This is a genomic window from Sneathia vaginalis (genome assembly GCF_000973085.1).
GTDB lineage: Bacteria > Fusobacteriota > Fusobacteriia > Fusobacteriales > Leptotrichiaceae > Sneathia > Sneathia vaginalis.
Genome location: NZ_CP011280.1, coordinates 1,148,995 through 1,174,622 on the forward strand (window position 1 = coordinate 1,148,995; position 25,628 = coordinate 1,174,622).

Annotated in this window: 19 protein-coding genes and 1 other annotated feature; of the genes, 1 reads left to right on the forward strand and 18 read right to left on the reverse strand. The window is 29.8% G+C overall.

Going from position 1 to position 25,628, the window contains the following annotated elements:
- Nucleotides 1–30: 30 nt before the first annotated feature.
- The 3 genes from VC03_RS05670 to VC03_RS05680 form a co-directional block, all read right to left on the reverse strand.
- On the reverse strand, nucleotides 31–1,833 hold the full coding sequence (locus tag VC03_RS05670; RefSeq protein WP_046329065.1) for a peptidylprolyl isomerase: 1,803 nt from the start codon (nucleotides 1,831–1,833) through the stop codon (nucleotides 31–33).
- A gap of 75 nt (nucleotides 1,834–1,908) precedes the next feature.
- Nucleotides 1,909–2,484, reverse strand: a complete 576-nt coding sequence (locus VC03_RS05675) for a hypothetical protein (protein ID WP_046329066.1) — start codon at nucleotides 2,482–2,484, stop codon at nucleotides 1,909–1,911.
- Entirely contained in the window at nucleotides 2,474–3,682 is a 1,209-nt protein-coding gene (locus VC03_RS05680; protein ID WP_046329067.1) for an AAA family ATPase, read from the reverse strand. Before VC03_RS05680 ends, VC03_RS05675 begins: the two co-directional genes overlap by 11 nt.
- Before the next feature lie 121 nt (nucleotides 3,683–3,803).
- On the opposite strand from VC03_RS05680, the gene VC03_RS05685 reads away from it, so the two are divergent.
- Nucleotides 3,804–4,499, forward strand: coding sequence for a GTP pyrophosphokinase (locus VC03_RS05685; protein ID WP_046329068.1), 696 nt, complete (start codon nucleotides 3,804–3,806; stop codon nucleotides 4,497–4,499).
- 14 nt (nucleotides 4,500–4,513) lie between these two features.
- Here the strand turns inward: VC03_RS05685 and dnaJ are convergent, their stop codons facing one another.
- The 15 genes from dnaJ to VC03_RS05760 form a co-directional block, all read right to left on the reverse strand.
- Nucleotides 4,514–5,656 carry a molecular chaperone DnaJ gene (gene dnaJ / locus VC03_RS05690; RefSeq protein WP_046329069.1) on the reverse strand — a complete coding sequence of 381 codons (1,143 nt, stop codon included), beginning with the start codon at nucleotides 5,654–5,656 and terminating at the stop codon, nucleotides 4,514–4,516.
- A 13-nt stretch (nucleotides 5,657–5,669) separates the two neighbouring features.
- Nucleotides 5,670–7,484 (reverse strand): molecular chaperone DnaK, encoded by a 1,815-nt coding sequence (gene dnaK / locus VC03_RS05695; RefSeq protein WP_046329070.1) that lies wholly within the window; start codon nucleotides 7,482–7,484, stop codon nucleotides 5,670–5,672.
- Between the two features lie 7 nt (nucleotides 7,485–7,491).
- Nucleotides 7,492–8,010, reverse strand: coding sequence for a nucleotide exchange factor GrpE (gene grpE / locus VC03_RS05700; protein WP_046329071.1), 519 nt, complete (start codon nucleotides 8,008–8,010; stop codon nucleotides 7,492–7,494).
- A gap of 9 nt (nucleotides 8,011–8,019) precedes the next feature.
- The gene (gene hrcA, locus VC03_RS05705; protein ID WP_046329072.1) at nucleotides 8,020–9,018 is read right to left on the reverse strand and encodes a heat-inducible transcriptional repressor HrcA; all 999 of its coding nucleotides are present in this window, start codon (nucleotides 9,016–9,018) and stop codon (nucleotides 8,020–8,022) included.
- A 151-nt stretch (nucleotides 9,019–9,169) separates the two neighbouring features.
- A complete protein-coding gene (locus VC03_RS05710; RefSeq protein WP_046329073.1) occupies nucleotides 9,170–11,146 on the reverse strand; it encodes a YadA-like family protein in 1,977 nt (658 codons plus the stop codon).
- Between the two features lie 219 nt (nucleotides 11,147–11,365).
- Nucleotides 11,366–11,725 carry a Rid family detoxifying hydrolase gene (locus VC03_RS05715; protein WP_046329074.1) on the reverse strand — a complete coding sequence of 120 codons (360 nt, stop codon included), beginning with the start codon at nucleotides 11,723–11,725 and terminating at the stop codon, nucleotides 11,366–11,368.
- A gap of 9 nt (nucleotides 11,726–11,734) precedes the next feature.
- The gene (rpoD, locus tag VC03_RS05720; protein ID WP_046329075.1) at nucleotides 11,735–12,844 is read right to left on the reverse strand and encodes an RNA polymerase sigma factor RpoD; all 1,110 of its coding nucleotides are present in this window, start codon (nucleotides 12,842–12,844) and stop codon (nucleotides 11,735–11,737) included.
- Nucleotides 12,816–14,582 (reverse strand): DNA primase, encoded by a 1,767-nt coding sequence (gene dnaG / locus VC03_RS05725; protein WP_046329076.1) that lies wholly within the window; start codon nucleotides 14,580–14,582, stop codon nucleotides 12,816–12,818. Before dnaG ends, rpoD begins: the two co-directional genes overlap by 29 nt.
- 56 nt (nucleotides 14,583–14,638) lie before the next feature.
- Entirely contained in the window at nucleotides 14,639–14,821 is a 183-nt protein-coding gene (locus tag VC03_RS05730) for a DNA-directed RNA polymerase subunit omega (protein ID WP_046329077.1), read from the reverse strand.
- A complete protein-coding gene (gene gmk / locus VC03_RS05735) occupies nucleotides 14,808–15,374 on the reverse strand; it encodes a guanylate kinase (protein WP_200893842.1) in 567 nt (188 codons plus the stop codon). Before gmk ends, VC03_RS05730 begins: the two co-directional genes overlap by 14 nt.
- A gap of 37 nt (nucleotides 15,375–15,411) precedes the next feature.
- Complete coding sequence (gene rpoC, locus VC03_RS05740; protein WP_046329079.1) at nucleotides 15,412–19,383, reverse strand: DNA-directed RNA polymerase subunit beta'; 3,972 nt, start codon at nucleotides 19,381–19,383, stop codon at nucleotides 15,412–15,414.
- A 14-nt stretch (nucleotides 19,384–19,397) separates the two neighbouring features.
- Nucleotides 19,398–22,835, reverse strand: coding sequence for a DNA-directed RNA polymerase subunit beta (rpoB, locus tag VC03_RS05745; RefSeq protein ID WP_046329080.1), 3,438 nt, complete (start codon nucleotides 22,833–22,835; stop codon nucleotides 19,398–19,400).
- 139 nt (nucleotides 22,836–22,974) lie between these two features.
- Nucleotides 22,975–23,343, reverse strand: coding sequence for a 50S ribosomal protein L7/L12 (gene rplL, locus VC03_RS05750; protein WP_046329081.1), 369 nt, complete (start codon nucleotides 23,341–23,343; stop codon nucleotides 22,975–22,977).
- A 32-nt stretch (nucleotides 23,344–23,375) separates the two neighbouring features.
- Nucleotides 23,376–23,861 carry a 50S ribosomal protein L10 gene (rplJ, locus tag VC03_RS05755; protein ID WP_046329082.1) on the reverse strand — a complete coding sequence of 162 codons (486 nt, stop codon included), beginning with the start codon at nucleotides 23,859–23,861 and terminating at the stop codon, nucleotides 23,376–23,378.
- Between the two features lie 15 nt (nucleotides 23,862–23,876).
- Nucleotides 23,877–23,991 (reverse strand) — a sequence feature (ribosomal protein L10 leader region).
- Nucleotides 23,992–24,213: 222 nt separating this feature from the next.
- A complete protein-coding gene (locus tag VC03_RS05760) occupies nucleotides 24,214–25,611 on the reverse strand; it encodes an RNA/DNA-binding domain-containing protein (protein ID WP_046329083.1) in 1,398 nt (465 codons plus the stop codon).
- Between the last annotated feature and the right edge of the window lie 17 nt (nucleotides 25,612–25,628).

Consider the following 25,628-nt stretch of genomic DNA (forward strand, 5'->3'; position numbering starts at 1 on the left):
TAAAACACAATAAATGCTCTAAATGAGCATTTATTGTGTTTCAGTCATGTTTAATTGTTTATTTGCAAAATCGAATGCCATTTCTACTCTTACTCTATCTTTAAATTCTTCAAAAGTAGCTGCCTTAAATGGTATTTCTTGAGTTTTTTGTATTATTACATAAGAATCATTTAAGTCTTTTTCTACTATATCTCCGACTTTCTTACTGAATAATTCATCCATTAATTCTTTTGAATATCCTACTTTTGGTAAGGCAGAATTTCTTTCAAGTAATGTAAATTGTTCTCTTATATCATACTTCTTATACTTATTTGTCTTATCTGTTGTAATCTTTTCCCAAGTTATCTTTCCAGATTTAAGATCATTTTCTACATTTATTACTTCTTTTTTAGCTTCATTCTTAGTTTCATTAGATGCAACTGGTTTTAAAAGAATGTGTTTTAATTTTGCTTTATTTGGATCATCCTTATCCTTATCTTCTACAAAGATTAGGTGGTATCCATACATTGTCTTAACTGGTCCTATTATTGATCCTTTAGGTGTATCTCTTACAACTTGGAATTCTGGAACTAGTTGTGATACATTTAACCATCCTAATTCTCCACCATTTGCCTTTGAACCTGGATCGCTTGATAATTCTTTTGCCTTTGCAGCAAAATTATTCTTATTCAATGTCTTTAATACTTCTTTTGCTCTTTTTTCTGTTTCTTTATCATCTTTTTCGCTAGACTTGTATGTTATACCTAAAATTTCACCAGATATTGTATTCTTTGTATCATATCTACTCTTATTCTTATCGAACCATGCTTTCATTTCTGCATCACTTGGCTTGTATGTATCAACTAAGTAGTAGTAATAGTTTTGTAATGCACTTTGTATTCTGTTTATTGGTGTTAAACCATCAAGACCCTTAACACCTTTTGAATTTGCAATCTTTTCTTTATCAACTAATTTTTGTATTTCAGTTTTTCTTTGTTCATTTACGAATTGTTCTATACCATCATAATATCCCTTAGGATTTTGTATAGCTTGTGAAGCGTAAAAACTTAACATATCTTTTCTAATAACTTTAACATCTGCTACTTCTATTTCTACCTTCTTTAAGTCATTGAACAGATCAATAATTTCTTTATTCTTAGTTGAAATTTTAGACTTGCTAAATAACTGTTCCATATTTGAATTGATTAAGAAGTCTAGATTTTGTTTGTAATACATATCTTCTACTTGTCCCTTAACTTCATCAAATTGTCTTGAAGCATATTCAGTGTATTTGAAACGATTATACATATCTTGTAATTGTTTGTCAGTAGGTTTAATTTTTTGTTTAAACTTATCAATTGTTTTTTGATATATTAAAGAATCTTTTATGTCTGCTTTTAAATCTTTTATTGTAGATCCTTTTTGTGCTAACATTAATGCTAATGTTTCCTTACCACCATACTTATTTTCTATTTCAGTTAATTTTGCATTAACATCAACTGTACTTACTTCTATTTTCAAATCATGAGACAATACTTTTACCATCGTATTATTTATAACAGAAGCTAAAGCCATTTCATTTACAACTTTATTCGGTATCTTATTATACCCCTTGTTAACATCTAATCCGTTGTTTTTGTATAACTCTTCTATATTTGCATTAAGACTTTTTACTTCTTTTTCATAGTCTTCTTTATATACTTTTTCTCCATCTAATGTGAATAAAACTTGCTTTCTATTATGAAAATATGCTGTTAAATATGTGTATCCAGCGTATGAAGCAGATAAAACTGCTGAAATAATTATTAATACAGTCATTATCTTCATATATTTGCTAAATTTTCTAAGTGCCATCTCGTCCTCCTAAATTGACTCATTATGTTAGTAATTATACCATTTTGTATTTAAAATTGCAATTGAGTGTTATTGTTAAGATTCATTTATTTTATTTATCCACTTTACATTAGAACCCTCAAATTTTTTTATAAATTCTTGAAAATTAGTAAATTGACCTAATCTTATTTTCATTTTATCATAGTTTTCTTTTGTTATTTTTAGCATCATTCCGTTGATTTGATTTTTATTACCTTCGTAATTTTTAACTCCTGTACATTTTTCTATTAATTTAGAATTTTCTTTTTTGATTGATGTTTTTATATTTTTATCCGTCCAATGTTTTATAACTATCTGCATAGTACAAGGATACGAAAAAATTATAACATCATTGGCTCTATTATGTATTTCATTTATTTTTTTCTTAATATTTTCATAATCTTTATCAGCATCGCAAAATACTAATACAATATCATATCTAGAAATATTGTACCAATATTGGTATCTAGATGATATATTCCCATTTCCTTTAGAGTCAACTAAGATAAAATCATAAATCTTATTCCAAACTTTTAACTCAATAAGTCTTTCTAAATATTTCTTTTCTTCTAAACCTTCACAAATAATACAAATTTTATATTTATTAAATTTAATGTTTGGTTTAACTGCCATTATTATCATCTTCTTTTATATCAAGTAGCACTTCTATCAAATTAGGTTCTGGCAATGCCCCTAACATTCCTCTTTTGTATTTTTCTATTATATCACTTGTATCTCTAATACCTTCTTTTGCTTTAAAGTCTGCTAAAGAATAAACATATACACCAGTATTGTCCTTATGCACAAACCAAATTTGTTCTTTTCTAAAGAGTTTTTTACAATCCATCAAGTTAATATCATGTACTGTGAAAATTAATTGTGCATTTTTATTTAATTCATTATTGAACATAGAAACTATTGCCCGCGTAAGTACAAAATGTAAACTACTGTCTAACTCATCAACAACTAAAATTTTACCTTCTTCTATCGCTTCTATAATATAGCTAGCAAGAGCTGTAACTTTCTTTGTTCCTAAAGAATCATACTTTACACTAGAAACTTTAATCCCATTGTATGTAGATAATAATTTTTCAAAGCTTCTAGATGTATCGCCTTCACCTATATTATCATATTCTATTTTGTCTAAATAAAGATCTGCATTTTTAATAAACTCTATAACTTTTTGTTGGTTATTTCCTCCATTTTTAATAAGCTCTATTGTATGCGTAATAGGAATTAAAGTCATATCTATAACACAAATTTTATTTGCAAATCCTATTAGAATTTCTTTCATTCTTTTTACATATTCAAATCTTTCATTATCAATAACATTAAAAATTAAAATAGGTGCTGATATATTCTTTATTTCATCTTCAATTTTTTTATCTATACTCTCATAAATATTATTAATTCTATCTTTTTTTAACCAACATATTTCTTTTTCATTTCCATAGCTATCTTTAACAATTTCTGAAAATTTTTCATAAATATATTTTCTTACCACAGTATCGTATTTAAAGTCAAAACTATATTTTTTACCTTCATGTAAAAATATTACTCCTAATTCACAAATATTACTATTAGAGAAAAAATTTTTTTCTAATATGTTTTCTTCGTTTAATAGTATTTTTTTTATAGCTAAAATACATTTAACTAAACATGTCTTACCTGAATTATTAGTTCCATATATCCCAGCTGTTTTTAATATATTGAAATTATTTTCTTTGTACACATTAAAACCAAATTTTTTATTTCTCATATCAGCTTTCATAGAGAAACTAACTTCTTTTTCAAAAATATAACAATTTTTAATTTTTAAATCTATAAACATAATCCACCGCCTTTTACAAATATTATACCATAAAATATTTTTTGTGCAATATTTTTACATAAAATATATATTACATGTTTTATTTTTTTATGCTAAAATATACACAAAGGTGGTGGATTAAATGTTAGATTTTACTGTTTTTGAACAGCTAGCTATTTACTATGAAACTCTTGATACAGAGCAATTTGAGGTGATTTTAAAAAGTTCATATCCTTATCAAAGAATGATATCAGAATATGAATGTGCACTGTTAGAAGTTGAAACAAAACTAAAAGTTTTAAATTTAGAATTTTCTGTAAAAAAGGAAAGTAACCCTATAGAAAGTATAAAAAGCAGGATAAAAACTCCTACTAGTTTTATTAACAAATTAAAAAGACGTAATATCAGTTTAAATAAGCAAGATATTGAAGATAATATATTTGATATTGCAGGTATTAGAGTAATATGTCACTTTGTTGATGATGTATATAGCATAATAGAATCTCTTAAAAATCAATATGATCTTAAAATATTTGAAGAAAAAGATTATATAAAAAATCCAAAACCTAATGGATATAGAAGTTACCATCTGATAGTTGAAGTCCCTGTTTTCTTATATGAACAAATGATATATAGAAAAGTGGAAATACAATTTAGAACCATAGGAATGGACTTCTGGGCTACAACAGAGCATAAGATACGTTATAAGAAGAATATAAAAAATACTGAAAAAATACAAAAAATACTATACGATTGTGCCGTTTTAAGTGCACAGTTAGACGATAAGATGAAAACTGTTAGAAATATTATATTAGAGCAAAAAAAGAATGAGGTTTGAACCCCATTCTTTTATTATTTAAAGAATTTTCTTATCTTTTGAAAGAATGATTCTGTTTCTCTGTAATTATCTTTTTCTAATGAAGTGTCCAATTTAGAAACTAGCTTCTTTTGATCTTCGCTTAAATTTACTGGTATTTCTATAGTATAAGTTATTATTTGATTTCCTACACTACCTTTAAATTTAAGACCTTTACCTACCAATACTTTTCTGTTTCCATATTGAGTTCCAGCCTTTATTTCAACATTTTCAGTTCCATATAAAGTTGGTATTTGCTTAGTTGTACCTAATATTGCTTCTGTTAGAGTAATTGGCACAGTTAAATATATATTTAAACCCTCTCTTTTGAATATATCGTGTTTTTTCACTTCAACTCTAATATATAGATCACCACAATCACTATCACGTCCTGCATATGATCCCATGTCTCTTAAAATCATTCTAGTACCATCTTCAATTCCTGATGGTATCTTTATTGTCTTTGAAACCTTTTCTTTCTTTATACCAGTTCCTTGACAATCTGTACATAACTTCTTAGGCACTCTACCTGTACCTGAACATGTACTACATACTACTGTTTGTTTCATATACCCTAGTATAGTCTTTGTAGTCTTTGTTATATGACCTTGTCCTTGACAATTTCCACAAGTTGTCAAATTTCCATTTTCTGCTCCTGTACCAGAACAACTACTACATTTACCATCTCTTGTATATTCAATTTTAACTTCTTTATCATTTACAATGTCTTCTAGTGTTAGTCTAACTCTATACTCTAAATCTCTTCCTCTAGATCTAGTGCTAGTGTGAAAGCCTGATGTTTGTCCACCACCAAATGCACTTTCGAATATATCAGAGAAATCAAAACCTCCAAAATTGAATCCACCAGTATTAAAGCCTTCAAATCCACCAGCTCCAGATGCACCTCCATTTTCAAAGGCAGCTTGACCGTAATTGTCATACATTTGACGTTTCTTATCATCTTTTAAAACTTCATATGCTTCTGATACTTCTCTAAATTTTTCTGTAGCTTCTTCTTTGTTATCGGGATTCAAATCAGGATGATACTTTTTTGATAATTCCCTATATGCTTTTTTGATTTCATCCTGACTTGCATTCTTATTAACACCTAACACTTCATAATAATCTCTTTTAGCCATTTTCTCTCTCTTCTTAGTTTATTATTTCTGGTTCTTCTGGGTCATCAGAAGATTTCTTTTCCCCTTCATTGTTATTAGGAGTTGCATTTTCTTTTGCAGCTTCTTGGTAAACTCTTGTTGCAAATCCTTGTGTTACCTTTGATAATTCATCTATCTTTGCTCTAATTTCTGTTATATCATCAGAATCTTTTACTTTCTTCAATTCTTCAACTGCTTTAGTTATTTCTTCTTTTTCATTTCCTTGAAGTTTAGCTTCATTATCTTTTAACATCTTTTCTGTTGAAATTGTTAATTGATCTGCCATATTTCTTGCTTCTATTAATTCTTTAAACTTCTTATCTTCTTCAGCATTAGCTTCGGCTTCTTTCTTCATTCTTTCTATATCGTCTTTTGATAAGTTTGATGAACCAGATATTGTTATTGAATTTTCTTTTCCAGTTCCCTTATCTTTAGCTGATACGTGAACTATACCATTTGAGTCAATTTCAAATGTAACTTCAATTTGAGGGACTCCACGAGGTGCTGGTAATATTCCTCCTAATGAGAATTCACCTAATTTTTGGTTATCTACTGCTTTAGCTCTTTCACCTTGGTAAACCATAATTCCAACTTCTGGTTGATTATCAACAGCTGTTGAGAATACTTGTGATTTCTTAGTAGGTATAGTAGTATTCTTTTCTATTATCTTTGTAAATACTCCACCTAATGTTTCTATACCTAATGATAATGGTGTTACGTCTAGTAATAGTACACCTTTAACGTCACCCTTTATTACACCTGCTTGTATAGCAGCACCTGCTGCAACAACTTCATCTGGGTTTATACCCTTATTTGGTTCCTTACCGAAGTATGATTTAACCCAATCTTGAACAGCTGGTATTCTTGTTGAACCACCAACAAGTAATATTTCATTAATATCTTTTGTAGTTAAACCTGCATCTTTTAATGCTGTTTGTACTGGACCTTTAGTCATATCAACAAGGTCTTTAGTTAATTCATTAAATGCAGCTCTTGTTAACTTAGTTTCCAAGTGTTTTGGTCCATTAGCATCTACTGTAATGAATGGTAATGAAATTTGTGTTTCAAGTGTAGTTGATAATTTCTTCTTAGCATCTTCTGCAGCATCTTTTAATCTTTGGTATGCCATTTTATCATTTCTTAAATCTATACCATTTTGTTTCTTAAATTCTTCTGCTAACCAGTCTATTATCTTCTTATCGAAGTTATCTCCACCTAAGTGGTTGTTACCTGCTGTTGCTAATACTTCTACTACATCGTCCCCTATTTCTAGTACTGATACGTCAAATGTACCACCACCTAAGTCAAATACTAGGACTTTTTCATTAGCTTTCTTGTCTATACCATATGCAAGTGCAGCAGCCGTTGGTTCATTAACTATTCTTTCAACCTTTAATCCTGCTATTTCCCCTGCATCTTTTGTTGCTTGTCTTTGTGCATCTGTAAAGTATGCTGGAACTGTAATAACAGCTTCCTTAACTTCTTCACCTAAGTAGCTTTCAGCATCTTTCTTTAATTTTTGTAATATCTTAGCTGAAATTTCTTGTGGTGTGTATTCCTTACCATGTATATTTACTTTGTAATTTTCACCCATATGTGTTTTTATTGAACTAACTGTTGAATCTGGTTGAGTTATTGCTTGTCTTTTTGCTATTGTACCTACAACAACTTCACCATTTTCTTTAATATTTACTACTGATGGAGTAGTTCTTTCACCATCACTATTTGGTATTATTGTATATGTACCACCATCCATAACGGCTACGCATGAATTAGTTGTACCTAAATCTATTCCTATTACTTTCATAATTTTCCTCCTATTTTTTGTTTATCTTAACCATACTTGGTCTAATAACTTTACCTTTTAATTTGTATCCCTTTTGTAGTACTTGTAATATTTCTCCATCTTCTTTTTCATCATCCTTATCCATAGATATTGCATGATGTTGATATGGATCATATACACCTTCGTTGTTTATCTCTTCAACTCCCATTTCTTTTAATTTGGCTACCATATTTTTTACAACCATATTTATACCGTCTAATAAGGCTTTATTACTATCTGTTGCATCAGTAGTTTCTATAGCTTTTTCAAGTATATCAAGATCTGAAAGTTGACTTAAAATTAAATCTTGGCAAGCATATTTTTCAAGTTCTTTAAACTCTCTATCTATACGCTTTTTATAGTTATCGAAGTCTGCAAGCTTTATTGCATATGCTTTTTTCCAATCTTCAATTTCTTTTTTTAATTTTTCTTTTTCATCTTCTTTTGTTTCTTTCGTTTCTTTTTGTTCTTTTGCTTCTTGTTGTTCTTTTTCTTTTTTAGCTTCTTCCATTTTCATCTCCTAACTTGTTAATTTTAGTATAACAGCACTATTTATAGCTTGTTTTAAAATATCTGTTACATAATTCAATAACTTAATATTTTCCTTGTATTCCATACGTTGAGGACCTATTATTCCTATCAATCCTCTTTCACCTTCATATTCATAGATTGAAAATATTATTACCATGTTTTTGAAGGCTTCGATTCCTAATTTAGATCCGAATAATATATTAACTTCATATGGATCATATTTTTCATCATCAACAATATTTTTAAATATATTCTTTAGATTTTGCTTATCTTCTATGAAGTTTATAGTCTCAATTAAGTTATCTGAATGAAGTAAGAGATTAGGTTCATTAGATATACGGAATTTAGAATCGTTTCTATCTGAAAAACCAGTATCTAATTCTCCAACTTTTTCTAAAAAATTCTTCAAATCTTGTAAAGTGTAGCTATAGTTATTTGAAACAATTAAATTATTAACATATCTAGTTGCTTCCTTTAATACCTTTTCACTAGTTATGTTGTATAAGTTAATGTTAGCTGCCTTTACAATATCTAAATCGGTTACAGCTACCACATAAGCTCTTCTATCATTTACATGTATCATGTCTATTTTCTTTATCTTATGCTTTTCAACTGACGGTTCCAATGATACTGCTGTATGCTTAGAAATTTTTGATAATAGCTCAGTAATATTTTCCAATATTAAACCGATTTGCTTACTCTTTAATTTAATATATGAATTGATGTCATTATATCCATCATCTTTTTCATCATCCATAAGTTCATCTATATATGTTCTGTATCCCTTTTCTGTTGGAACTCTACCAGATGATGTATGCATCTTATATATCAAACCCTTATCCTCAAGGTCTGCCATCGCATTCCTTATAGTAGCTGATGAAACACCAATGTCATATTTTTTTTCAATTGTTCTTGATCCAACACTTTCACCTGTTTTAATATAGTGATTTATTATTGTGTTTAGAATCTGTTTTTCTCTTTCATTCATGTTACACCTCTGTTAGCACTCTTTATCCCCTAGTGCTAATTGTATATTACAACATATTTTTCAATATGTCAACAGTTTTTTCAAAAAAAAAAAAAAAAAAAAAAAAAATAAAATAAATAAAAAAATAAGAACCCATACAGGTTCTTACTTTCTACTTATGGATAAGCTTTCTAACTACTTCTTTTAATTCATTTATTTCTTTTCTCATTTCCTTATTTTCATCTTTTAATTGTTCTATAACCTTATCCTTATTATTTACACTACCAAGCATTACTCCAGCTCCTATACCAAAGGCAAGATTTCCCTTACTATTAACTGCTCCACTTAATTTGTATGTGAAGTTTTGCTTGTCATTTGTTCCACTAAGTCCTACTGCTACTGAATGAGATCCTCCATAGTATCCATATGATGCAGCTAAATTAAACTTTCTATCTCCACTTACTTGTGGTAAGTTTGCCATTGCCACAGCACTTGATACTCCACTTAAAGCTAAATCTGTTTTTTCATTAAGTTTAGCTACTTTTTCATCTACATATGCCTTATCAGCCTTATTTTCCTTAATAGTTTTTAAGTCATTAATTACAACAACACTATCTCCATTTTCACTAGTTGATGATGCTGGTGTTGTATCTGAGCTTGTTGTATTACCATCACCTAATGAACTTTTAATATTAGAAAGTTTATGTGGTTCTTTGGCTTTTATGATAACTTCATCAACTTTACCTTCATATTCCTTATTATTTTTTTTATAATAGTATTTCTTACCATACTTATATAAACTTTCACCTTTTGTAGTAGCATATTCAAATGGTGTAGAATTATCTACATAAGTCTTCAATTCTTTCAATTGTGCAACATTGACAGCATCTGTGTCATAATAACCTGCAGCAACATTTGTTATTTGTCTTGTTCCATATCTAGGATCACCTATTGACACTACACCTAAATTTGCTTTCCATACTCTATCTTTAAACATCGCATTAAATGCTTCTTTCGCTTTTTCTCTACCTTCTTTTAAAGCTATTTCTCTTATTTTTTCTTGTGTAATTCCCTTATATTTTCCATCTATAGCACTATATGGTCTATATCCATCTTTTTCACTAGCTTCACCTGCTTTAGAACTAGAACCAAGTGCAACACTATGTTCTCCAAAAACTTCAGCACCATATCCTAATGCTGTCCCTTCTTCAGCAATTACTTTAGAATTACTTCCTAATGCAGTAGACCAATTACCATATGACATTGCATTAGCACCTATTGATGTAGAGTTTTCTCCATAACTTCTCGCATTATATCCTAAAGCAACTGCTAATTTATTTACAGCAACTGCACGAGGTCCAACAGCTGTTGCTGATCGCCCTTTTGCTCTTGCATAAAAACCAATTGCAACATTTCCATGACTATTAGAATTTTCTACTTCTGCAAGATAACCCATAACAACACTATTTTCAGACTTTTCTGCTTTATTACTTTCTCCCAATATGGTATTATAATCTGAATATCTATATAAAGATGAAGTTGCAATATCTTTTTTTATCTCCTCATCTTTTTTATTTTTTTTAGATATTACTTTCTTTATTACATCTCTATTATAATAGCCATCTGAATCAAAAGCTTTATACAGTATGTCATCATCTTCTGTAAGTTTTCTTTCTTTTACATTTTTAATAATATTATTTATTATTTCAAAATCGTATTTTGCAGCTTCGTTAGGACCTAAAGTTCTTTCTATACTTTTTAATATTTCTGCATCAGTTTCTTTTATTTCATTTTTTTCTGGTTTTTTCCCATCAGGTGTTTTATCATTTTTATTATATTTTTTATTTTCATTAGCTTTAACTATATCCAAAACTTTTTTATATTTCTTACCTAATTCTTTTGAAATCTCTTTCTTTATTTCAGCCTCACTTTTATCCTTATTAGCTATTGCAATATCTAAAAACTCATCATTTACTTCGTTATTTCTCCCACCAATAACATTATCGTAACCATTTATCTTATTATCTATACTTGGTTTTAGAATTATATTACTTGCTCCATCTATAGTTACATTGCCATCATTTTTATCACTATACCCAACACTTGCTAACATTGTTAATGCAGCACAAATTAAAATAGATTTTTTCATCTTTCCCACTTCTTCCTTTATTATTGTTTGGTTATCAGTTATATTTTACATCAAAAAAAAAAAAAAAAGGAACATTTTTTTAAATACTTTGTTTATTTCTTAACCTCTTTTTTTCTATTCTTTGTCTTCATTGAATTTGTTCGCCTTGGTTCATAATCGTTTTTTAACTAAATAAAAAAGCTCCAAAGTTTTTTTCTTCACTTTAGAGCTTGTTTTTCTCTATCTATGTGCAATTACTTCAATTTCTACTAATGCTCCTTTAGGCAAGTCCTTAACTGCAAATGCTGATCTTGCAGGATAAGGTTCATTAAAGTATGTCATATATATTTCATTAACTGGTACAAAATCATGAATATCAGATAAAAGAACTGTTGTTTTAATTACATTATCCATAGTTAAATTTTCTTTAGCTAAGATATTCTTGATGTTTTCTAATATTCTCTTTGTTTGTGAACTAAGGTCCAATTCCAATTCATTAGTTTCTGGATCTAGTCCTATTTGACCTGAAATATATACATAATCATCTACTACTCTATATGCTGAATATGGTCCTACAGCCTTTGGAATTAAATTGCTCATAATTTTCACCTATTTTCTGTAATTTTCTAAATTACTTGTATATTTTTTACTTTTTAACTTATTAATTGCCTTAACTTCAATTTGTCTAATTCTTTCCCTTGTTACATTGAAGATTTTACCAACTTCTTCTAGAGTCTTAGGAGCTCCATCATCAAGTCCAAATCTATGACGAAGAACTTGTTCTTCCCTTTCATTTAGTGCTTCTTTTAATATACTTTCTAGTTTTTCTCTTAAAAGCACTCTTGATGTAGCATCATATGGGTTCAAGAATTTATCATCCTCAACAAAATCTCCTAATTCACTATCTTCTTCACTACCAACTGGTGTTTCAAGTGAAATAGGATCTTGATTCATTTCTAATATACTTTTAACCTTGTCCATAGGAATACCTAATTTCTTAGATAATTCATCTGGAGTAGGTTCTCTACCTGTTTCTTGTAGTATTATTCTACTTTCCTTTTTTATCTTATTTATTGTTTCTATCATATGCACTGGTATTCTAATAGTTCTTCCTTGATCTGCTATTGCTCTTGTTATAGCTTGTCTTATCCACCATGTTGCATAAGTTGAAAATTTAAATCCTTTTTCATATTCAAATTTTTCAACTGCCTTCATTAGGCCCATATTCCCTTCTTGTATCAAATCAAGTAACTTAAGTCCTCTATTAGTATGTTTTTTAGCAATACTTACAACCAATCTCAAGTTAGATTCTATCAACTTTTGTTTGGCTTGCATATCACCTTCAACAACTTTTTGTGCAAGACTTATTTCTTCCTCGTGTGTTAAAAGGGGTATTTGTCCTATTTCACGAAGATACATTTTTATAGGTTCATCTACATCCATATATTCTGCTATCTTCATGATGTCATCATTTAACATCTTTTGTACTTCAGCATCATCTAGTTTTTCATATGGAACTTCAGAATCTACGTCTTCTATAATAGTAATACCTTCATTTCGTAATTTTTCAACTATTTGGACTATTTTTTCATTCGATATTCTATTTTCAAGAAGATTTTCTATCATATTTTTGCTTATTTCTTTTTTATCACGTGCTTCTTTCAATATTTTTGATATATCTTCTTTTAAACTATTTGTTTTCTTCTCCTTTTGTAGCATGTAATTTCCCCTTTTCATATTCCATATAATTGATATATACTTCTTTAATTTTTGGTAAATCCACGCTTTTTTCTATTTCTTTAACTTGGCTTACAAAAGACATATATTTAGCGTAGTCTTCATCATTCATATTTTCATATCCGTTGTAATAATCTAATATCATTTCTCTTGAATTTTTGATATAATCTAAAACCCATTCTTTGTATAGTAAAATATAGTCTATCTTACTAATATCAGTATACTTTGTTTTTAAATGAAAAACAATTTCTTTTTCTTCTTCTGAAAATTTAGAGCCATCAAACCCCTTATCTATTATACTTTCATAATAGATATTTTCAAATGAAAATGTGTTGAATAAGCTATACTTTGTTTTGTCGTATAATAAATACAGTATTGTTAGTTCTTCTAATCTTGCTTTTTTACTGATTTTTAAATTACTTTCTTTTGGTTTCTTTGTCGATACAAGATTATTACTAACAGCAATTTTACCTAAATTTGATTTTAGTGCCTCTTTTGATATATTAAGTCTTTTTGAAAATCTATCTACAAATTCATCATAATATATCATATTCTTTAATGATGAAAAATACGGCTTCATATCGCCTATTACTTGCATTTTAGTACCAAGTTTGGATATATCTTTTTCTTTCAAGTAATATTCGAATAAAAAATCAAACGCATCTTTGGACTTACTAAGGATATCCACGAAATCATTTTTACCATATTTATGTAAAATTTCATCTGGATCTTTTCCTAAATTAGAATAATCCATAACCTTAATGTTAAATTCAAATTTATTCAAAATATGTATAGCCCTTTTTTTAGCTTCAAGTCCTGCACTGTCATTGTCATACGCAATTACTATATTATTTGTAAACTTACGTATATATTCTGCTTGTTTTTCTGTTAATGCTGTACCAAGACTTGCAACAACATTCTTTATATTATTCTTATGTAATGCTAGAACATCAAAATATCCTTCTACAAGTATGCATGAGTTATATTCTTTTATCTTCTTCCCACCATCAAAGACTCCAAAAAGCTCAAAGCTTTTCTTAAATATCTTTGATTCTTTAGAATTTAGATATTTAGCTACATTAGGATTAGATGAAATATCTCTTCCACCAAAACCTATAATATCTCCCTTTACATTTAGAATGGGTATCATTATACGGTTTTTAAATGTATCATAATATCTATTTTCCGAATGTGATACAATACCAAGCTCTAGTAAATCTTTTACTGCGTCATCATTTTCATACTTTGTATATATACTATCCCATTTATCTAGTGCATAACCAAGCCTATATTCCTTAATATCATTAAGACTATATCCCCTATTTTTTAAATATTCTAGTGCTTCTTTTGAAGCTAATAGATTTTCTTGATATATCTTTGATATCTCTGATAGTAGGTTATAGTACTTTACGTTATATCTCTTCTCACTAGTAATGTTAATATTGACATTGTATTTTCTAGCTAACTCATCTACTGCTTCTAAATATGTTAGATTATTTATTAACATATAGAACTTTATAGCATCGCCACCTATATTTGAACTAAAATCTTTAAATATTTTTTTACTAGGACTAACCATAAATGATGGTGTATTTTCACTCTTAAATGGTGATAAACCTTTAAATCCTGCACCAGACTTTTTCAAGTCCACATATTCTGATATTAATTCTACAATATCAATCTTAGATAACAATAACTGCTTATCCGACTCTTTTAACATCTACATTACCTCATGCTATAGTATAATTTGATATTTGCGTTTGTCAATGAAAAATCTTAATTTTCTTCTATTTTTATTTTATCTTCCATTACTTCTTCAAAAACTATATCCATTACTTTTGACTTTGCAACTCCATTTTGTAATTTAATACGTGCTAACTTACCACATGCTATTGCTAATTCATATTTATTTGGAAACTTATTTACTAATTCATCTACTGTTATTTTATGCTTTTTCATATGATTCTTCCTTTATAATATCTATCAATTGCTTTATCGCATCATCTAATTTCTTATTAACTATCACATAGTCATACTCTTTCTCATATGACAATTCTTTTTTAGCATTTTTTAATCTTAATTCTATAATTTCTTCACTATCAGTCTTACGATTTCTAAGTCTTTTTTCTAAAACTTCTTCGTTTTCTGTTCTGCAAAAAATTAAAACTGCATCTTGTTTTCTCTTCTTAGCCTGTATGCCACCTTGTACATCTATTTCAAGTATAATATTATGTCCCTTATTTAAGCTATCTTCTACAACTTTTTCTAAAGTCCCATAATAGTTCCCATGCACAAGTGCATATTCGAAAAATTCATTATTCTTAATTTTTTCTTCAAATTCTTCTTTGGTTAGGAAATAGTAATCACGACCATCAACTTCACCAAGTCGTGGTTTTCTACTAGTTGCAGAAATTGATAAAGGAATATTTAACATATCCCTTACCTTTTTTGTGATTGTTGACTTTCCAGACCCTGAAGGTCCTGAAACTACAAATAATCTACCTTTCACAATAACTCCTAAAGTGGCAGTCAATATTTCTATTGACCGCCTATATTTCATCCTCTGATATTTCTTCTAATTCTTCTACTTTTAAATCGTTATAGTCCTTAAATCCTGTTCCTCCTGGTATCTTCTTACCAATTATTACATTTTCTTTAAGTCCTTCTAATCTATCAACTTTACCTTCTATAGCTGCATTAGCTAATACTTTTGTTGTTTCTTGGAATGAAGATGCAGAGATAAAGCTTTCTGTATTAACAGCTGCTTTAGTTATACCTTGTATAATAGGTTCATATTTAGCAGGTTGTTTACCTTCTTCTATCTTCTTTCTGTTAATATTTTCAATTAACTTCTTGTCAACTAATTCTTCTTCTAAGAATAAAGTTGAACCAGATTCAAGTATTCTAACTTTTTGGAACATTTGTTTAACAATAATTTCTATATGCTTATCGTTAACTGTAACTCCTTGTCCTCTATATACACCTTGAACAGCTTCTAGTATAAATTGTTGTGCAGCAACTTCGCCTTTAACTCTTAACATATCATGTGGTGATATAGGACCATCAGTAATTTTAGCTCCTTTTTCTATTAACATTTCGTTTGTAACAACTAAACGTTCTCCACCTTGGATTACATACTGTTTAATTTCTTCACCAGTTTCTGGATCAGTTATTATTACAGTACGTGCCCCCTTCTTATTATTCATATCTTCTTTTAGTATTACTCTACCTGCAACATCTGATAATAGAGCTTTACCTTTTGGATTTCTTGCTTCAAATAATTCTTGTACTCTTGGAAGACCACCTGTAATATCCTTTGTACCTTCAGCAGTTTTTACTATTTTTGCAATTATTTCTCCTGAATTTACATGTTCCTTTTCACTGTGCATTATATATGCCCCATATGGAATACTGTATTCTGCTAACTTCTTATTTGTCTTTTCATCGTAGATAATAGCTCTTGGGTTTATTTCGTTATTTTCACTAGGCTTAATTGCTAATTTTTCTATAACATTATACTTAATATCTACATTTTCCTTTATATATATATCTCTATATGAAATTCTACCTGCCTTAGTTGAAATTATTGGTGTTTGGAATGGGTCGAATTCTACTATTACTTCACCCTTCTTAACCTTTTCTCCATTTTTAAACATTAATGTTGATCCACTAGGTATTTCATATTTATGTTTTCCTACTATTGCCTTAGCTGTTTGTGTTGCAACAATTTCACGACCATTTTCATCAGTAATCAATTCTAGGTCTACATATTTAATCTTACCACCGTCAATTGCCTTATAGCTTGATTGAACAGCAGCTGCTTGTGCTACCCCTCCTGTATGGAAAGTACGCATTGTAAGTTGGGTACCAGGTTCTCCTATTGATTGTGCTGCAATAACCCCTACTGCTTCACCTTTTAGAATTTCTTTATGGTTAGATAAGTCTATACCATAACATTTTCTACATACCCCTTTATTTTCTAATTTACATGTTAATGGACTTCTTACCATAACTTCTGTAATACCAAGCTCTTTAATCTTTTCATTTAATTCATCTGTAACCATAGTATTGTACTTAGCAACAACTACTCCGTCATGAACTAAGTCTTGTGCTAATCTTCTACCATATATTCTTTCTGCTAATGGTTCGATTACTTCACCTGAATCAACTAAACTAGATACTAATAGTCCTTCTCCATGACATCCACAATCATCTTTTTTGATTATTACTTCATGTGAAATATCAACTAGTCTTCTTGTTAAGTATCCTGAATCGGCAGTTCTCAAGGCTCTATCTGAAGCTCCTTTTCTAGCCCCGTGTGATGACATGAAGAAATCTAATACACTAAGTCCTTCTCTAAAGTTTACTTTTATAGGTTTTTCCATGATTCTTCCTTGTGTATCTGCCATTAGTCCACGCATACCTGCTAGTTGACGCATTTGTGCGATACTACCTCTGGCTCCTGAAGTTGCCATCATGTATACTGGGTTAAATTCATCAAGGTTATCCATCATATCTTTTGTAACTTGTTCTGTAACATCTGACCAAATTTCAACAGTTCTTCTGTATCTTTCGTCATTTATTATCTTACCTTGTCTGTATTCTTCATCTACTTCTAGAACTTGCTTATCTGCTTTTTCTAATAGACCCTTCTTTGTTGCTGGGATTTCTAGATCTTCAACACTGACTGTTACCCCTGCTAATGTTCCGTAGTGGTAACCAAATGCCTTAATCTTATCTAATAATTCTGATGTTTTTTGTGCTCCATACTTCTTGTATAGTACTGCGATTAATTTTGCAATTTGTTTTTTACCATAAGTTGCACCATAATCCCTTACTTCTGGAGGTAACATTGTTGTAAACATAACTCTTCCTGGAGTTGTTTCAACTAATTTTCCATCTATTCTTACTTTAGCTACAGCGTGTGTATCAATGTTTCCTGTTTGATATGCAGTTATTAACTGATTCTTATTAGAGAACATTAATCCTTCACCTTTAGCTCCTTTTTTTGTTGTTGTCATATAGTAACATCCCATAACCATATCTTGTGATGGAACAGCTATAGGCTTACCACTTGATGGTGATAATAGGTTACTTGTTGATAACATCAATAGTTTTGCTTCCATTTGTGATTCTGGTGATAATACCAAGTGTATTGCCATTTGGTCACCATCGAAGTCGGCATTAAATGCAGCACAAACTAGAGGATGTAGTCTCATAGCCTTACCTTCTATAAGGATAGGTTCAAATGCTTGTATAGATAGTCTGTGTAGAGTCGGTGCTCTGTTTAGTAAAACTGGGTGATTCTTAATTATTTCTTCTATTAATTCCCATACACATTCATCTTCTTCTTCAACCATTCTCTTTGCTATCTTAATGTTAGAAGCTAATTCTCTTTTTACTAATTCTCTCATTAAGAATGGCTTGTATAGTTCTAAAGCCATCTTCTTAGGTAAACCACATTGATTCATTTTAAGACTTGGTCCTACGACTATAACAGATCTTCCTGAATAGTCAACACGTTTACCTAGTAAGTTTTGTCTAAATCTTCCTTGTTTTCCTTTTAACATTGAAGATAATGACTTTAATTCTCTGTTATTTTGAGATAATATTGCCTTACCTCTTCTACCATTATCTATTAGACAGTCTACTGCTTCTTGTAACATTCTTTTTTCATTTTTTATCATTGTTTCAGGTGCATTAATTTCTAATAGTTTTTTAAGTCTTGCATTTCTATTTATTACACGTCTATATAGATCATTTAAATCTGAAGTTGCAAAACGTCCACCATCTAATTGAACCATAGGTCTTAAATCAGCTGGCATTACTGGTAAAACAGTTAATATCATCCATTCAGGTCTATTTCCTGAATTCTTAAAGTCTCTTATTACCTTTAATCTCTTAACTATTTTCTTTTTCTTTTGTACTGAATTTACAGTTTCTAACTCTTCATCTAACTTAGCTTCTGCTTCATCTAGATCTATTTTTTTAAGTAAGTCTTGTACACCTTCAGCACCCATTTTAGCAACAAAATTTTCACGATTTTGAGTTTTAATAAGTTCATATTCTCTACTTTGTATTACTGAACCTGCTGGGTACTCGTCATCCCCTTCAATTACTATATATTTTGAGTGGTATAAGACAGCTTCTAAATCTTTAGTAGAAATACCAAGTAATAAGCTCATCTTGTTTGGTGTTCCTTTAGAATACCAAATATGTGCAACTGGTGATGCTAGTTCAATGTGTCCCATTCTTTCACGTCTAACTTTTGATGTTGTAACATCTACACCACATTTTTCACATTTTATACCTTTATGTTTTAGTCTTTTATACTTCCCACATGAACATTCATAATCTTTTGATGGTCCAAATATTTTTTCACAAAAAAGTCCATTTGGTTCTGGTTTTAATGTTCTGTAGTTAATAGTTTCAGCCTTAGTTACTTCTCCATAAGACCATTCTCTAATTTTTTCTGGAGAAGCTAGTTTAATTTGTATGCTGTCAAAATCTTTAATACTCATCTACAATAAGCTCCTTACATATCTACATTATTGTCTAATTCAATCTTTTCACCATCAGCACTGTATAAATTAATATCTAATCCTAGTGATTGGAATTCTTTCATAAGTACTTTGAATGATTCTGGTGCATCAGCCTCAGGCATAGGTTGACCTTTTACAATTGCTTCATAAGTCTTTGTTCTTCCATTAATATCATCAGACTTAACAGTTAGCATTTCTTGTAATACATTTGATGCTCCATATGCTTCTAGTGCCCAAACTTCCATTTCTCCTAATCTTTGTCCACCGAATTGTGCTTTTCCTCCTAATGGTTGTTGAGTTACTAATGAATATGGTCCTATTGCTCTTGCATGCATTTTATCTTCTACAAGATGGTGTAATTTTAATATGTACATATATCCAACTGTTATTTCACTATCAAATGGTTTACCTGTTCTTCCATCTATTAATTTAACTTTACCTGTCTTATTAAATCCAGCTTTTTCAAGCATTTCTTTTACTTCTTCTTCTGTTGCTCCATCGAATACTGGTGTTGCTATGTGTTTTTTCAATTTACCTAAAGCCATACCTAAGTGTACTTCTAGTACTTGCCCTATATTCATACGTGATGGAACCCCTAATGGATTTAAACAAATATCAACTGGAGTCCCATCTTCTAAGTGTGGCATATCTTCTACTGGTAATATTCTTGAAACTATACCTTTGTTACCGTGTCTACCTGATATCTTATCTCCAACTGTTATCTTTCTCTTTTCAGCTACATATATTCTAATTAATTTGTTAACTCCAGCTTTTAAGTCATCACCATTTTCCTTTGATAATTCTAGAACTTCTACTACAGTTCCTTTTACACCATGAGGTAATCTAAGTGATGTATCTCTAACATCTTTTGCCTTATCACCAAATATTGCTCTTAATAATTTTTCTTCTGCAGGTGGTTCTGTTTCACCCTTAGGTGTTACTTTACCAACTAAGATGTCATCTGGTTTAACATATGCTCCTACACGGATAATTCCGTTTTCATCAAGATCTCTTATTGCTTCTTCTGATACATTAGGTATTTCTCTTGTAATTTCTTCATCACCTAATTTTGTTGTTCTTGATTCTATATCAAATTCTTCTATGTGTAATGATGTTAAAACATCGTCTTTTCTTAATCTTTCTGAGATTAAAATAGCATCTTCATAGTTGTATCCTTCCCATGGTATAAATGCTATTAATAGGTTTCTACCTAAAGCTAAATCTCCACCACAAGTTGCTGGACCATCTGCTAATATTTGTCCTTTTTCAACTTTTTCATCTATGTCTACTATAGGTTTTTGGTGTAAGCACATAGATTGGTTTGATTTTTCAAAGTTTAATAATCTATATAGATGTTCTTTACCTTCATTATCTGTTACTATTATCTTCTTAGCATCTACTGCTGTTACAACTCCACTAGTCTTAGAACATATTACAGCTCCAGAGTCTATTGCAACTTTTCTTTCTAGTCCTGTTCCAACTAATGGGGCTTCTGTTTTAAGTAAAGGTACTGCTTGTCTTTGCATATTTGATCCCATTAACGCACGGTTGGCATCATCGTGTTCTAAGAATGGTATTAATCCTGCAGAAACAGATACTAATTGTTGTGGAGAAACGTCCATTAAATCAACCTTATGTTTGTCTATAGTAACTATTTCATCATCATATCTACAAACTGGATTAGTTAATAGGTTACCCTTATCATCAACTGGTGTATCGGCTTGTGCTATGAATAATCCTACTTCTTCATCAGCTGCTAAGTATTCTATCTTATTAAAATCTGCAACACCATTTTCAACCTTAACATATGGTGTTTCTATAAACCCATACTTATTAACCTTACCGTATGTTGATAATGATGCTATAAGCCCGATATTAGGACCTTCTGGTGTTTCTATTGGACATATTCTACCATAGTGTGAGTTGTGTACGTCACGAACTTCGAATCCTGCTCTATCTCTTGATAAACCTCCAGGACCTAATGCTGATATTCTTCTTTTATGTGTCAATTCACTTAAAGGATTTGATTGGTCCATAAATTGTGATAATTGTCCACTACCAAAGAATTCTAATATTAATGCATTTAATGGTTTTGTGTTTAATAGACTTTGTACTGATAATGCTTTAATATCTTGTATAGTAGTCATTTTTTCCTTAGCCATCTTAGCTAATTTAATCATTCCACCTTTAACTTGTATAGCAAGTAATTCTCCTACACCTCTAACACGTCTATTTGATAAGTTATCTATGTCATCAGTTGTTCCTTCACCTCTAATTAACTTTTTAAGGTAATTAATAGTTGCAACAACATCTTCTTTCTTTAAGACTACATCTGTATCAGGTAATGATAATTTTAGTCTCTTGTTTATCTTGTATCTACCAACATTAGCTAAATCATATCTTTGAACATTAGTAAACATTGGTATTATTAATTGCTTAGCACTTGTTAATGTTACAAGATCTCCTGGTCTTAATTTTCTATATATTTCTATTACTGCTTCATCTGAATCTACTGTATCATCTATTTGTATTGAGTTTGCTAAAGGTATTTCTTCAGGCTTAACTTCCCAAATATCAATTGAACTTTCTTTTGCTTCTATTAAGCTTTGTATGATACCTTCAGTAATTCTTTGACCTATTTCTACAATAAATTCACCAGTATTACCATCTATCTTATCTTCTCTTGAGAATGAACCTTCTATTCTTGATTTAATAGCACTAAGTGTTTCATCAGTAGTATAGTCATACCATTCACTTAAATCTATTGTCTTTTTTTCTAAGAATTCATCTAATATTTCATTATTATCATGGAAAAATCCAATAGCTTTTAAGAAGACTGTTGCAGGAACTTTCTTTCTTCTGTCAATTTTTACATTTAAAATATCTTTCTTGTCTACTTCAAATTCTAACCAAGTACCTTTATATGGAATTATTTTACCTACAAATAAGTCCTTACCTGTTTGCATATCTACTTCTTTATTAAATGTTATTCCTGGTGCTCTATGTAATTGTGATACTACAACTCTTTCTGCTCCATTGATAATAAATGAACCTTGTTCAGTCATTAATGGTATTTCACCAAAATGCACAAATTCTGATGGTATTTCCCCATCCTTATTTGTCAAATTAAACTTAACTTTTAACAACCCTGAAAAAGTTTTACCTCTTCTTTTACATTCTAGTTCATCATTTAATGGTTCTTCATTATCACGAATTTCATAACTTGAATATCTTAGTTGTATATCCCCATGAGAAATTTCACCAAATATTTCCCTAAAAATGGCTTCCAATCCTTTGACTTCTCTATCTTCTGGTTTAACCTTTGCTTGTAAGAAGTCTTCATAAGAATCCATTTGAAAATCAAGAAATCCAGGCATTTGCCCTCTTTCTTTAATTTTACCGAAACTGTATCTTTCTATCAGTTTACTCATTATTTCCTCCCATAAAAGATGCTTTTTAAAAAAAATTATTTAAAAATATAAATTAACGAAATTTTTTTGATTTTATTGAAATGCATAAAAGACACTCTACACAATTACTTACGTAGAGTGCCTAAATATATTAATATTATTACTTAACTTCTACAGTTGCTCCAGCTGCTTCTAACTTAGCTTTAATTTCTTCAGCTTCTTCTTTAGAAACACCTTCTTTAATTTTTGAACCTGCAGTTTCAGCTAATTCTTTTGCTTCTTTTAAACCTAATCCTGTGATTCCTCTTACTTCTTTAATTACATTAATCTTTGAAGCTCCTGCTGATTGTAAGATTACATCGAATTCAGTCTTTTCTTCAGCTGCTGCTCCTGCTGCACCTGCTGCTGCAACAGCTACTGGTTGAGCTGATACTCCAAATGTTTCTTCAATTGCTTCTACTACTTCTTTTAATTCTAATACAGACATTGCCTTTAAATCTTCTATAAATTGTTCTTTATTAAATGCCATAAATTTTCCTCCTAATTTTATTTTAATTTATTTTAGTTTTTTTGTTCAGCTACGTTTGTTAATGCAACTGCTAACATACGAACTGGACTTAATAATCCGTAAGCTACTTGAGCTAGTAATTCTTCTCTTGTTGGTAACTTAGCTAATGCTTCTATCATAGCCTTGTCTACTAATCCACCGTCAACATAACCACCTTTAATTTCTAGTTTGTTGATCTTTTTACTGTATTCGTAAACTGTCTTTGATGGAGCTACACCATCTTCATATCCAACTACAAATGAAGTTGTTCCTTCTAGTAAAGTACCATAGTCTGCATCCATTCCAACTTCTTTTAATGCTATTTGTATTAATCTATTTTTTGCTACAAAGTATTCAACATTACTATTTCTAGCAATTCTTCTTAATTCTGTATCTTCATTAACAGATATACCCTTGTAATCAACAAATACGACAGCTTTAGCATCTTTTAGTTTAGAAACTAATTTCTTAACTTCATCTACTTTATATTGTGCTGGCATACTTTTTCACCTCCTATATACGCAAAAAAACCTCTCAAGCCAGAGGTAAAAATATACAAAAATATATCATACTCACCTCGGTAGGATTTACCTTTACACCTACTGTCTTTGGCTTAGTTTTTTCATTTCAAATTATCATAGCACATTTAATTGCCTTTGTCAAATTTTTTTTAGAGCGATATTCGAGGGACATTTCGAGGGACATTTCGAGGGACATCTAAAATTCATATTTGTAACAAAGCTAATATATAAAGGGTTTTTTCGAGGGACTTCGAGGGACATTTCGAGGGACATTTCAAGGGACAAAAAAAAAAAAAAAAAACTCTTCTATTTCTAGAAGAATCTTTTTTGTCTATTCATTAATTTCCCAGTGACCATTTTTACCTACACCTACATATTTAATATTCTTAATTTCTTTAATATATCTTGTAACTGTTTTTTCACCAACATTTAATAATTTAGCCATTTCTTTACGGCTTACTTTATTATTTTCTTTAATTATATTTTTTATATTATTTTCAATTTTTTCAAATTCATTTTGAGACTCACTATATTGATACCCAACTTTTTGTGTTGCTATCTTACTTAGAGGTATAATTGTTCTAAATATATCTCCTTCTTCAAATAGAGGTTTTCTTCCTGAATAAAGTTGTGTGTACTTATATGTATTTCTCATTCCTGAACCTAATTCATCTGCAAGACCTATTTCTCTGAATACTTTAGATATAGTTGGGTTTTTAGGAAATGGTTCAAATTTTCGTAAATCTAATGCTCCAAATCCGTGAGCTAAATTACTATTTTCAACGGTAATTTTCTCATCATCAATAATCATTTTTGCAGGATAACCACTTGAGTAATCTCTATGTGCTAATGTATTAGAAACAATTTCTCTTAATATTCTATCTCTTGCATTTACATTTACAATTCCATCTAATACAAACAAGTCATTTAAATGCTTTTGCCCAAATGCTATAAGTCTTTCATAACTATCAATTAAATTTGTTATTACAACATCTCTGTCATCATATCTATCCTTATTTACAACTCTAAATATTGCATCAGTTTTGTGTTGAGGAAGAACCGACATAATTGAATTATCTTTCCCAAATAGCAAAATAGCAGCTAATGTAATTCCTTCTCGTTTTGTTTCTGGATCTGTAAGAATAAGGTTAGCACTTCTAAGTAATTCTTCATCACTCATTTCTTTCCATACATGATTTTGATTTCTTGAAATAGCCATTTTCTTTGCTTTAGCAATAACTGAAGAATCAAGAAAACTAATATCAAGATTAGGGTATACTTTATTTACAAAGTAGCTACCTTGCTTTCTTGCATATAGCTTATACACAAGTTCCGAATTATCTGTGACATTAACATCTCCCTCATAAGATCTATCCCAAATTCTACCATTATGTCTACATACTCTATATCCTTCTGGAACTCTAATATGGATTATTTTCTTATTATCAATCTCAAATACTTCTGGTAGTAAATAAAGTGGTGGATAAATTTTTTGAGGATTATTGATAGATGTTGTAAATTCTTTAATAACTTTATCTACTCTATCTTTATTAACACCAACAATCTCTCTTTTATCGTTTACCCCAAGTAAAATATGCCCTCCATTTCTATTATTAAAAGAACATACTGTATCAAATACATCTTTGGTTATGGTATCTTTAGATTCTTTAAACTCTACATCTATTTTTTCGCCATCTTGAATTAATTTTTTTACTTCATCTACCGTCATATGTATTACTTCTCCAT